Raw genomic sequence first — 10,833 nt, 5'->3', positions numbered from 1 at the left:
TGTTTATTTATGTATATATTATATAAATAAATATAGAAATCGCATTATCTATCGTTCACTTCTGTGTCCTTTATAGTTTGCATTACCGTGATAACAGGGAAGATGTCATTATGATTAATTATCTCCAACGTGGTTTCGATCACTCTGAATTTGAAAAAAGAACTGCCCGCGCTCAAAAAATCATGCACGATATGAAGCTCGACGCCATGTTCTTTACTACCGAACCAAACATACGATATTTCACAGGGTTTCTTACCCAATTTTGGCAAAGTCCAACGCGTCCTTGGTTTCTTATCGTGCCTGCCGAAGGCAAACCCATCGCTATTGTTCCTGAAATAGGCGCTAGCGGTATGGCAGAAACTTGGATTGATGACATTATTACTTGGCCGTCACCGCGTCCTGAAGATGATGGGATCAGTCTAGTTATTAGCGCATTGAATACTCTACCCTGTCGTCATGGACGTGTGGGCGCAACTCTAGGTATTGAGTCCCACTTACGTATGCCAATCAACAACTATCTCAAGCTTACCAAAATGGTAAAAAAAGATTTTGTTGATGTATCTTTAGCTGTGCACGAATTGCGACAAATTAAGTCTCAAGCTGAGATTGAAAAAACGCGTGAAATTTGCCGCATTACCAATCATGGTTTCGCCAAGCTTCCTTATTATGCCCGTGTCGGTATGACCGAACGTGAAATCTGTAAACAACTTCGCATTGATATGTTGCAAGAAGGTGCAGATGCTTGTCCATACATCATTGCAGGTTCTGGTCCTGACGGTTATGACAGTATCATTATGGGCCCGACAGATCGTGTCATTGAAGAAGGCGATGTACTAATTATTGATACTGGTGCCGTACGCGATGGATACTTCTCTGACTTTGATCGAAACTGGGCTTTTGGGCATGCCAGCGAACAGACAAAAGCTGCTTATCGTGCTACCTATGAGGCCACAACAAAAGGTTTTGAAGCGGCACGTCCCGGCGCTACAACGACAGATATTTATAACGCTATGTGGGGCGTATTAGAGGCGAATGGTGCCCTAGGTAATGATGTTGGTCGTCTTGGCCATGGTCTAGGCATTGAGTTGACCGAGCGACCTTCTCATACCGCAACCGACAATACTATTCTTATGCCAGGCATGGTGCTGACTCTTGAGCCAGGTATGGTATATGCACCAGGTAAGTCTATGGTACATGAAGAGAATATTGTGATTACAGAAGATGGCGCAGAGTGGCTAAGCGAGCGTGCTGAACCTGAACTCATTATAATCAAATAGTTCGCAGGAGAAACTACTATGTCAGTTAAGCGTGCGGATGCTACGCAAGGTAAGCTAATATTTATTAGCACTATGAGCTTTATTGTTCTAGTGGTAATAGCAGGAATATTATTCCCAGATCAGCTTTATACCGTAGGTATTGGGACCATGACTTATTTAACCGATACTTTCGGTTGGATATATATGGCAGGCTCCTTCTTTTTTATCATGTCTATGTTCTATCTAGCATTTAGCAAATATGGCGACATCAAGCTCGGCCCCGATGATGCTAAACCTGAATTTAGCACTTTTTCTTGGATAGGTATGCTGTTCTCTGCTGGTATGGGTACGGTGATGTTGTATTGGGGTGTAGCAGAGCCTGTATACCACTATATGGAGCCATTATCTAGCACCGGTATTGTCCCACAAACTGCAGAAGCCGCAGAATTTGCGATGAAACAAAGTTTTATTCATCAAGGTATTCAAGCTTGGTCAGCCTTTGCAGTAGTCGGTCTAGCAGTAGGCTATTTAATCTATCGTAAAAATGAAAATGGTTTGATCAGTAACATCCTTATTCCTTGGGGACGTGACAAGGCAAACGGCAATCTAGGTAAGTTAGTTAACTTAGTTTGTGTCTTCGGCGCCATTGCCGGTATATCGACCTCCTTAGGACAAAGTGGTCTGTCATTAGGTGTTAGTTTTTCATATCTGTTTGGCACACCTGATGCACCATGGATAGTTTTTCTACTTGTTGGTTTTATTGCTTTAATAACCATCATATGTACGACAACGGGTCTAGAAAAAGGCATTAAACTGCTCTCCGACTATAACGCCTATTTGCTAATTGGACTTATCCTGTTGGTAGGAATTGTGGGACCGACCACCACCATGATTAATGTCTACTTTGACTCTATAGGTAATTATATTAATGACTTCTTTAAAGATGCATTGATGTTACCGACATTCGCAGCAGAAGAGGAAGCGCCTTGGATACGTGGCTGGCCTATTTATTATTATGCATGGGCTATCGCTTGGGCACCCTTTGTAGGTCCATTTATTGCACGAGTCTCCAAAGGACGCACTATACGTGAATTTATCTTAGGCTCTATGATCTTGCCTTGCATTGGTATTTTCTTGTGGGTTGCATTCTTTGGCACTATTGGCATTCAATCTGAGCCAGCGGTACTAGAAGCAGCGGCAGCGTCATCAAAAGCGGCTACCTTTATTGTGCTAGAAGATTTCCCAATGGGTAAAGTCATCTCATTTGGGGTAGTCATTGCGCTATTTACTTGCTTTATCACTTCACTAAACAGCTCTACTTTTACCTTAGCCAGTATGAGTGAAAATGGAACAGACAACCCCAGCAATAAAATGAAAATTATCTGGGTGATCGCTCAATCCGCCATGGCACTTACGTTAATGGTAAGTAGTAAAACAGGTATTGATCTATTGCAAAGCATTAGCTTGATATTTGCATTACCGCTTATGTTTGTTCTTTTCTTATGTATTGCCAGTACCTTTAAAATGCTGCGCGCTGAGTTTACTGACGGCTCAACCTCTGACCCGAAACGCATTGATTCTAATATAAAACAAGAGCCGATCACCATTACTGAAAGTACCGTATTAAAAAAGAAACGATAGCGTAGTGAGTTCATCGAGCTGCATAACTGAAAGAGCTATTTTCAATAAAGGGGGCATTAATATGCTAACAATAGATGAATTTAGAAAGTTTGAAACCCCTCTTACTTATATTGGTGCAGACCGCATTGACAGGATTCATATAGGCCTTGTTCAGTTGAGTACAGATCACTCATTAGAAATGGATTGGGCCAAGCTTATTGGCTCACAAGCCGCTGTATTTAGTACGCGAGTTTTTTACAGCAGTGAAATGACTGAAGCAGCCCTTAGTCAAATTGCAATAGGTATCAGTGATGCCTCTACTCTAATTGCAACTGGTCTACCAATGGATGTAATGGCATTTGGCTGTACTTCTGCATCAATTATTATTGGTGAGCAAAAGGTAGCTGAATTGTTGACTAAGAATAGAGGTGATATTCCAACTACCAATCCGTGGACAGCGGCTCAAGCGGCTTTTACGCATCTCGGTGCTACCAAAGTAGCTGTGTTCTCACCATATACAACAGAAGTAAATTTTCCGCTTTACCAACAACTGACTAATGCAGGTTTCGAAGTGTCTGTACTAGGATCTTTAGGTATAGAAAAAGATACCGAAATTACTACAGTATCGAAAGAGTCAATGTTTACAGCATTACATCAACTAATACCTGACTCGGATGCTGAAGTAATATTTCTTTCTTGTACGAATTTGAGAGTACTAGATTACATTGAAGAAATGGAAAGTATTTTTAATCTACCCGTGGTTTGCAGTAATTCATCATTATTTTGGCATGCTATGAATCTGACTGGTAATCAAGCTAAGTGTCCAGGCTATGGAAGACTGTTAAATATATGAATTGATATCAGTATTTAAAGGAATAAGAAGCCACGGAACTTGATAGGCCTCTTAATTTAAAAGGAACTTAAATGTTTATATTTAATAAAATCGATGATTTCGTCTCGATGATAACAGAATGGATTCTTGCTGCCAGTATCATATTGATGGCTATTACTTTAATTGCAAACGTTATAGCTAGAAAGGTTTTTGCTAATAGTATTCCTGCAGCAGATGAGATTGGTGCAACGCTCCTCATTATAGTTACTTTTAGCGGTATTGGTTATGCCGCTAGAAAGGGACGCCATATTCGAATGTCTGCGCTTTTTGATGCTGTGCCTTTTAAAGTGCAGAAAGTGTTAATCATTATTATCTCTATCTTAACCTGTATCACCTATTTGTATGTCTGTTATATCGCCTACGAATATATTCAGCATACCAAAATGTTGGGACGTGTGACTTCAGCCCTTGAATTACCAGCATGGATTATACAACTTGTTGTCCCTATCGGTTTTGGTTTAGGTGCTATCCAATATTTTTTGAACGTCATTGTTAATATAAAAGAGCCTCAATTGTATATTGGGACAGAAAAAATAGATGGAGGTGATGGAATGGAATCCGACTTATATACTGTTGATGACAAAACAAACGAAGGAGGCAAAAATGTTAATTAGCCTCTTAGTCGTTATGATTATCCTGCTTCTCATGGGTTTTCCCATGATGATGACTATGTTGTTTTCAACGCTCTTTTACATGATTTTCTTCATGCCTGACGTTGAAACTTTTACTTCTGTTCAGCAAATGGTTCTTGGCGTACAGAGTCCAGTATTGTTAGCTATTCCAATGTTTATGCTTGCAGCAGACATTATGTGTACAGGACAAACCTCGAAACGGTTGCTTGATTTTGTCGAAAGTTACGTAGGTCACCTTCCTGGTGGCATGGCAACAACAACAGCTTTGACCTGCGCGCTTTTTGGTTCTATTTCTGGATCAACACAGGCTACGGTAGTGGCTGTCGGACGCCCAGTCCGTCAAAGACTCCTTGATAACGGCTATGATGATAGTGAAGTCATGGCTCTGATTATTAACTCTAGTAACTTGGCCTACCTAATTCCTCCCAGTTTAGGAATGATTGTTTATGGGGTTGCTAGTGGTGCTTCTATCGGTGATTTATTTATCGCGGGTATAGGACCTGCGATTCTTATCTTAATAATATTCTCTATCTATAGTGCCTTTTATGCAAAGGCTAAAAAGATCCCAAGCTTAAAAAAGGCTTCAAATAAACAAAGATGGCTAGCAACAAAAAAGTGCCTTCTTGCTTTTGGGTTTCCATTAATCATTATGGGAGGTATTTATACAGGAATATTCAGCCCCACTGAAGCAGCAGCTGCTGCAGTACTCTACGCGATAATCGTAGAAGTAGGTTTTTATAAGAGTATCAAGATTCAAGAGATTTATAACATAGCCTTATCAACGGGAGTGATAACTACTGTTGTTTTCATTCTTGTTGCAGTAGGCGCTGCTTTCTCTTGGATTATTTCTTACGCTAGAGTGCCACAATTAATCGCTGAAGGACTTTTAGGAAACGACCCATCTATCTTCACTATACTTCTGATAGTCAATATTTTCTTTTTCATCGGCTGTATGTTTGTCGAAGCTATTGTTGTTATTCTAATTCTCACACCAATATTTGTACCCATTGCTTCGGCTGCTGGTATAGACCTCGTTCACCTTGGAATTATCGTTACTTTACAAGTCGCTATTGGCTCAGGAACACCGCCATTTGGTACTAGTATTTTTACCTGTAGTGCTATTTTTGATCAACCTTATTTAAAGGTCATAAAAAATGAGACCCCTTACATTGCTATGTTACTAATAGCTTGCGTACTCGTCTCCGCCTTCCCTGGAATATCATTATTTCTAGGAAGCCTCACTCAATAATTTTTTGCAATTAAAGGATTTAATGCAATGAAAAATATGAAGTTATTCCTCGCTCTTGCTCTATCATTACCACTACTTTTCGGCTGTGGTTCTAATGAAAGTGCGTCTACAGACGATCCAAATAAAGTATATACAGTTAAAGTGACTCATGAAGAATACGCAGATACTGTTCCTGATCTTTATGCTAAAGAACTAGCGAAGAGAGTTGAGGAAAAAAGTAATGGTAGAATGAAGTTTGAAATATTTCAGGTGGGCCAGTTAGGAGTAGGAGTGGATTTGGTTGATCACCTTCTAACAGGTGCCACGCAAATGGCTATTATGAGCCCTGGAAATGTTGCAACAATCATACCTGAAGGTCAAATTTTTGCTCTCCATTATCTTCTTCCAACTGATGTAAAAGAATCTTACGATTTTTTAGATGAAAGTAAAGTAGCAAATACTGACTTGCCTGCTATTTATGCCGAAAAAAACCTTAAGCTAATGGATCTTTGGCCTCTCGGTGGCAGTCAATGGCTAACTAAGAAGAATATACAAAGTCCATCTGACTTTGACGGAATGGCTTTTAGAACCATGGATACGCCTCTTATCGTCAAAAACTATGAAGCCTACAATGCGAACCCTACACCTGTCTCATATACTGATGTATATAGCGGGCTACAACTAAACATGGTTTCTGGTGTAGAAAATCCACTTGGTGCTCTTGTTGACATGAAATGGTATGAGGTTCAAGATTATCTAATCATGTCTAATCACATCATGTACCTGGAGGGTGTATTTGTTAATGATAAGTATTTCAACTCTCTACCTAAAGACCTTCAAGTCATTTTGAAGGAAACTATAGATGAGATGCATGACTACGCTTTTGAGCTTCAGAAAAAAGCCAATGAGGATGCTGGAAAAGTACTTGCTGAAAATGTCAAAGTAGTTAATTTATCTGATGAACAAACGGCAAAATTTAAAGCTGCAGCACTTCCTGTTCGAGATTATTTCAAGAAAAATGCAGGTGAAAGATCTGCCAAAATCCTTGAAGATATGGAGATGGAATTAGAGACCTTTAATAAGAAATAAATGTAAAGCTCATGATTGAATAGTGATGGTCAAGCTGAATCAAGTGTGGGTTACATTCAATGTAGCCCTTTTTTAAAATTATAAGGAAAAAATTATGACATTCGCAAACAAAGTCATCGAATGGCGTCATCATATACATAAACATCCTGAACTGAGCACCAAAGAGTTCAAAACCGCAGAATTCGTCGCTGATAAACTAGAGGAGTTTGGTTTAGAGGTCCATCGCGGTATTGGTGGGACTGGTGTGGTTGGTATCTTAAACAATGGTACAAGCGAACGCTCAATCGGTCTACGTGCTGATATGGACGCTTTGCAAATCCATGAACAGAACAGCTTTAGTCATGTATCAAAGAATGATGGGGTTATGCATGCTTGTGGTCATGATGGCCATACCGCCATGTTACTTGGTGCTGCTCATATGCTTGCTGAGAGTAAAAGCTTTGATGGAACCATTTACTTTATTTTTCAGCCTGATGAAGAACGTGGTACTGGCGCTAAAGCGATGATTGCTGATGGCTTATTCACCCGCTGGAATATGGACGCAGTTTACGGTATGCATAATATACCTGGCGTGGCAAAAGGTAAATTTGTTACACGTCCAGATGCCCTTATGGCTAGTGAAAGCAGTTTTAAAATCGTAATCAAAGCCACTGGTGGTCATGCGGCACTACCACACATGGGTACTGATCCAATCGTTGTTGGTGCGCAAGTCGTTACTGCACTACAGACGATCGTATCACGCAACTTAAGTGCGATTGATGAAACAGCTGTGATTTCAGTGACTAACTTTGAAACCAATGGCACAGTAAATGTTATTCCTTCCATCGTAACTATCACTGGAGATACACGTAGCTTTACCGATTCAGCCCTGCATAAAATTGAAAAAGCTATTGAACGTATTGTAGCCGGTCAATGTATGTCAGCAGGAGTAGATTATGAGTATTACTTTGACAATAGTTACTTATCCACTATAAATACACCAGAGCAGACTATTCACGCAGTAAAAGCGGCAGAAACAGTAGTAGGCGCTGAAAACGTCAATGGTAACTGTGAGCGTTACACTATTAGTGAAGACTTCTCGTTTATGTTACGCGAGGTTGACGGCTGTTATATTTTAATTGGTAATGGTGAAGGCGAATGTGGTGGTACCGCTTTGCATAATCCACTTTATGATTTTAATGATGATATTCTATCTATAGGTATGGATTATTGGGTAACTTTAGTAAACGATCAGCTTAACTAGTAGTAGTTATACTTTATGATGAGCCTGATAAAAGGGTTACAACCTTTAGGTTATTACCCTTTTATCAGGCTTATCATATTTTTAGTATATGGTAATGAGTCTGACGACAGCCTTAACGACTCCTATAGCTCAAGACCCCTCAATAAGCTCTCCAAATAGCTCTGTTACCTTTATTTTCGCCTCAACTAACGCTTGACGCCCCTCTATTGTAATCTCATACATACGGCGGTCACGATGGCCTGTAGGCTGATAATATGAGGTGAGATAACCTTTTTTCTCTAAGCCGTGTAACAACGGATAAAGGGTTCCTGAGCTTATTTCGTAACCGTGATGCCGTAACTCTTCGACAATACCTAAGCCGTAAACAGGCGCATCATTAGACTTATTTCTGTTATTAAACGATAGAGTGGTATTCTAAAAAGGATGCTGGCGATAAAAGTCAATAAGAAATCTATACTAAGCTCTCTGGTTCTACAGGGTTTTCAAAGCCTCAAAAATTGTTAATCAGCATACTTTTTGATACACCACCAACTATATTTACGATGGGCAATTTTAAGGTGAGAATATGAATGAAATTATAAAAGCTGAGTTGTTGGAATTGAGAAGACATATATTGACCGACTACCAACCTACTAAGGTATCAATACAAGCTATCAAATTTTTGCTTGATTATTCTAACGAGATACCTTATGAACTTCAGAGTGATCTGCACAGCTTGATAACAATGGATATGGATGAATTCATATTACCTCAAGAGGAATGTATTGAAATTATTGATAGACTAATCGCTTGGCGTTCATGATAAAAAGGCTCATTAATCAATTAATAGACTACTCATAGTAGACTGCTGTAATGGAACCACTTAATGAGCAATGATAAGTTCCTGTCTTTTTTTGGCCACATCAGCGATCAGATGCCGTGAGCACTTGGCCATTTTTTGAATATCAGAATAGCTATGACCTGATTTAAGTAGACTAGCGATGATCTTGCGCTTTTCAGTATCTTTCCTACGTCCTAAATACTTACCTTCTGCCTTAGCACGAGCAATGGCTGCGAGCATATCCAGCATCATTGAGTTGATGGCTTGCAATATACTGCTCATAAATTCAGTGCTGCTTTCAGATTGAAGCACCATATATGAGGTAGGCAGCTCTTTTGATACGATAGATAGCTTTTTTCTGATAGCATTTTTTTGAGAGTATCCCAATCGGCTTGGTTCAAATGCGCTAAGCGATCAATCAGCTGCATAAGATTGGGTCGCACCAAAGTAGCTCCTGATTCATTTTCGACATAGAAAGCGGCAATCTTGTGGCCATGATCGTTGGCAAATGCTATGAGTTCGCTTTTGGCACGCTTAGCGTCTTGTTCTTTGGTAGACGCTCGTAGATACGCTCTGATAAACATAAACACCTAAAATACTCTGCTATAAGTGGTTTCATTATACCAGTCTGTTTTAAGTAGTCTATTAATAGGTTTGAAGGGCAAAATAACTGGTTACCTTGGGGTATACCTATAAAAGACTACCTCCAGGTTAAAACTACAAGAAATCTTGATCTGCTCGAATGTAGTGAGACTTCATAGCAAAGTACTTAGAATTCGCTGTCTTCATTAACTACAAACTGACGAGAAGCCTCACCCTCTATCATATGATACTGAATTTGGCGTGTTTTACCTTGTGGATTGGCATTGCTATCGTTTTCTAAATAGAGTGGGAAACGTCTAACCAATACATTCTCAACCAATGCAAACGCATCATGACCCATATAACCTTGTTTGAGTTTATCAGTCAGCTCTGGATAAGAGACTTCACTCCATGACAGCCCTTTATTGCTCGAATAAGCAATCACGTCACCATATGAACCGCTACCCACACTTTGAGTGAATACTAGAATTTCAGGATATCCATCGCCATTCATATCACCCACATCGGCACTAACAACAGGATCGCTAATTGGTCGCTCGATAATGTCTTCACCCATGGGCTGAATCTGCAAGATATAACCACCATTGCCGTCAGAGGTACTGGTCACTTGAGTAGAAAAATCACCATAGTTGAGTGAGGTAGCGTATTGCGAGTTATCCAATTGTCGAGTATCCAACGTATCGCTTAATTTTTGATATACGCCACCAAGCGTTGCACCGCCGCTACAATAAAAAGCTGTTTTTTGTAGATGGGATGTTTCGCCTTCAATGGATAAGCTATTGTCATTAAAGCGCAAATAAACGGGGTTATTATCTACCCAAAACTGATACCGTCCATCATGAGCTTTATGAAGTACGGTGTCTAATGTACAAGTAGGTTTCTTTTTGTCTATGCGAGAACGAATAGACACACTAATAGCATCTTGACCAGCATCACGTACGCTGATCGCAAACCAGTCATAACCCTCGTTACGCTTTGTATAGCCATCTGTGACGTAATCGCCCGTTATATTGTTAGTATACTTATCGGTTACGGTTGTTGTAGGTAGGTCGTTATGTAAAACCGTTGTTGTCTCAAGGCCCTGTGTATTAGTGTTCTGGCACGCAGTCAGACTTAATAACAGCATGCTGGGCAGTAACGTTTTTCTCATCATAATTTTTATTCCTTCAGAAGATCGTTATATGGGCCATTCATAACAGCCCACATCATTTAGCAATTTAAAAAACCATTATCCATTCTTGGCGTGGAATATTGGTTTGTACCTATTTCTATCAATGAGGTCTAAGTCAGGGCACTAGGATAGTGGAGTTCAAAGCCTGTGACCATGTGTATTCAGTAATTTTTTTACTTGTTTATGAAAATTTGATGCTTACGCATAAGCCGCGATTTATGCTTGGGAAAAGCAGTGCTTTTGCATATAAAGTGACAATAACGTTGCATTCTTTTTTGC

9 protein-coding genes and 2 pseudogenes are annotated in these 10,833 nt (G+C 39.8%); 8 read left to right on the top strand and 3 right to left on the bottom strand.

Annotation, left to right across the window (positions count from 1 at the left end; all coding sequences use genetic code 11):
* Positions 1-110: 110 nt before the first annotated feature.
* The 7 genes from CXF60_RS09280 (at position 111) to CXF60_RS09250 (ending at position 7,960) form a co-directional block, all read left to right on the top strand.
* Entirely contained in the window at positions 111-1,277 is a 1,167-nt protein-coding gene (locus CXF60_RS09280; RefSeq protein ID WP_102091706.1) for a M24 family metallopeptidase, read from the top strand.
* Between the two features lie 18 nt (positions 1,278-1,295).
* Positions 1,296-2,897 carry a BCCT family transporter gene (locus tag CXF60_RS09275; protein WP_102091705.1) on the top strand — a complete coding sequence of 534 codons (1,602 nt, stop codon included), beginning with the start codon at positions 1,296-1,298 and terminating at the stop codon, positions 2,895-2,897.
* A gap of 61 nt (positions 2,898-2,958) precedes the next feature.
* Positions 2,959-3,729 carry a maleate cis-trans isomerase family protein gene (locus CXF60_RS09270; protein ID WP_102091704.1) on the top strand — a complete coding sequence of 257 codons (771 nt, stop codon included), beginning with the start codon at positions 2,959-2,961 and terminating at the stop codon, positions 3,727-3,729.
* Between the two features lie 71 nt (positions 3,730-3,800).
* Positions 3,801-4,382, top strand: a complete 582-nt coding sequence (locus CXF60_RS09265) for a TRAP transporter small permease (protein ID WP_102091703.1) — start codon at positions 3,801-3,803, stop codon at positions 4,380-4,382.
* Positions 4,372-5,649 carry a TRAP transporter large permease gene (locus CXF60_RS09260; RefSeq protein ID WP_102091702.1) on the top strand — a complete coding sequence of 426 codons (1,278 nt, stop codon included), beginning with the start codon at positions 4,372-4,374 and terminating at the stop codon, positions 5,647-5,649. The genes CXF60_RS09265 and CXF60_RS09260 overlap by 11 nt, the downstream gene beginning before the upstream one ends.
* A 27-nt stretch (positions 5,650-5,676) precedes the next feature.
* Positions 5,677-6,717: a TRAP transporter substrate-binding protein DctP gene (dctP, locus tag CXF60_RS09255; protein ID WP_102091701.1), complete on the top strand. Its 1,041-nt coding sequence runs from the start codon at positions 5,677-5,679 to the stop codon at positions 6,715-6,717.
* 94 nt (positions 6,718-6,811) lie between these two features.
* The gene (locus CXF60_RS09250) at positions 6,812-7,960 is read left to right on the top strand and encodes a M20 aminoacylase family protein (RefSeq protein ID WP_102091700.1); all 1,149 of its coding nucleotides are present in this window, start codon (positions 6,812-6,814) and stop codon (positions 7,958-7,960) included.
* Between the two features lie 129 nt (positions 7,961-8,089).
* Here CXF60_RS09250 and CXF60_RS09245 read toward each other — a convergent pair.
* Positions 8,090-8,323: pseudogene (locus CXF60_RS09245) on the bottom strand (PadR family transcriptional regulator); the annotation flags it as partial.
* Between the two features lie 202 nt (positions 8,324-8,525).
* On the opposite strand from CXF60_RS09245, the gene CXF60_RS09240 reads away from it, so the two are divergent.
* Positions 8,526-8,762: a hypothetical protein gene (locus CXF60_RS09240; protein ID WP_102091698.1), complete on the top strand. Its 237-nt coding sequence runs from the start codon at positions 8,526-8,528 to the stop codon at positions 8,760-8,762.
* Positions 8,763-8,822: 60 nt separating this feature from the next.
* Here the strand turns inward: CXF60_RS09240 and CXF60_RS09235 are convergent.
* Together CXF60_RS09235 and CXF60_RS09230 are read right to left on the bottom strand one after the other, a co-directional pair.
* Positions 8,823-9,364 (bottom strand): annotated as a pseudogene (locus tag CXF60_RS09235) (recombinase family protein).
* Between the two features lie 185 nt (positions 9,365-9,549).
* Positions 9,550-10,536: a hypothetical protein gene (locus CXF60_RS09230; protein ID WP_102091697.1), complete on the bottom strand. Its 987-nt coding sequence runs from the start codon at positions 10,534-10,536 to the stop codon at positions 9,550-9,552.
* Positions 10,537-10,833: the final 297 nt, after the last annotated feature.

It is taken from the genome of Psychrobacter sp. 4Bb (genome assembly GCF_002836735.1).
Taxonomy (GTDB): domain Bacteria; phylum Pseudomonadota; class Gammaproteobacteria; order Pseudomonadales; family Moraxellaceae; genus Psychrobacter.
The sequence above is the reverse complement of the archived record's forward strand: the minus strand, read 5'-3'. Positions and strand labels throughout refer to the sequence as shown.

Excerpts from the sequence above, each read along its gene's own strand:
- CXF60_RS09250 (WP_102091700.1), top strand. The coding sequence starts at position 6,812 with ATGACATTCGCAAACAAAGTCATCGAATGGCGTCATCATATACATAAA.
- CXF60_RS09270 (WP_102091704.1), top strand. The coding sequence starts at position 2,959 with ATGCTAACAATAGATGAATTTAGAAAGTTTGAAACCCCTCTTACTTAT.
- CXF60_RS09260 (WP_102091702.1), top strand. The coding sequence starts at position 4,372 with ATGTTAATTAGCCTCTTAGTCGTTATGATTATCCTGCTTCTCATGGGT.
- dctP (WP_102091701.1), top strand. The coding sequence starts at position 5,677 with ATGAAAAATATGAAGTTATTCCTCGCTCTTGCTCTATCATTACCACTA.
- CXF60_RS09240 (WP_102091698.1), top strand. The coding sequence starts at position 8,526 with ATGAATGAAATTATAAAAGCTGAGTTGTTGGAATTGAGAAGACATATA.
- CXF60_RS09275 (WP_102091705.1), top strand. The coding sequence starts at position 1,296 with ATGTCAGTTAAGCGTGCGGATGCTACGCAAGGTAAGCTAATATTTATT.
- CXF60_RS09265 (WP_102091703.1), top strand. The coding sequence starts at position 3,801 with ATGTTTATATTTAATAAAATCGATGATTTCGTCTCGATGATAACAGAA.
- CXF60_RS09280 (WP_102091706.1), top strand. The coding sequence starts at position 111 with ATGATTAATTATCTCCAACGTGGTTTCGATCACTCTGAATTTGAAAAA.
- CXF60_RS09230 (WP_102091697.1), bottom strand. The coding sequence starts at position 10,536 with ATGATGAGAAAAACGTTACTGCCCAGCATGCTGTTATTAAGTCTGACT.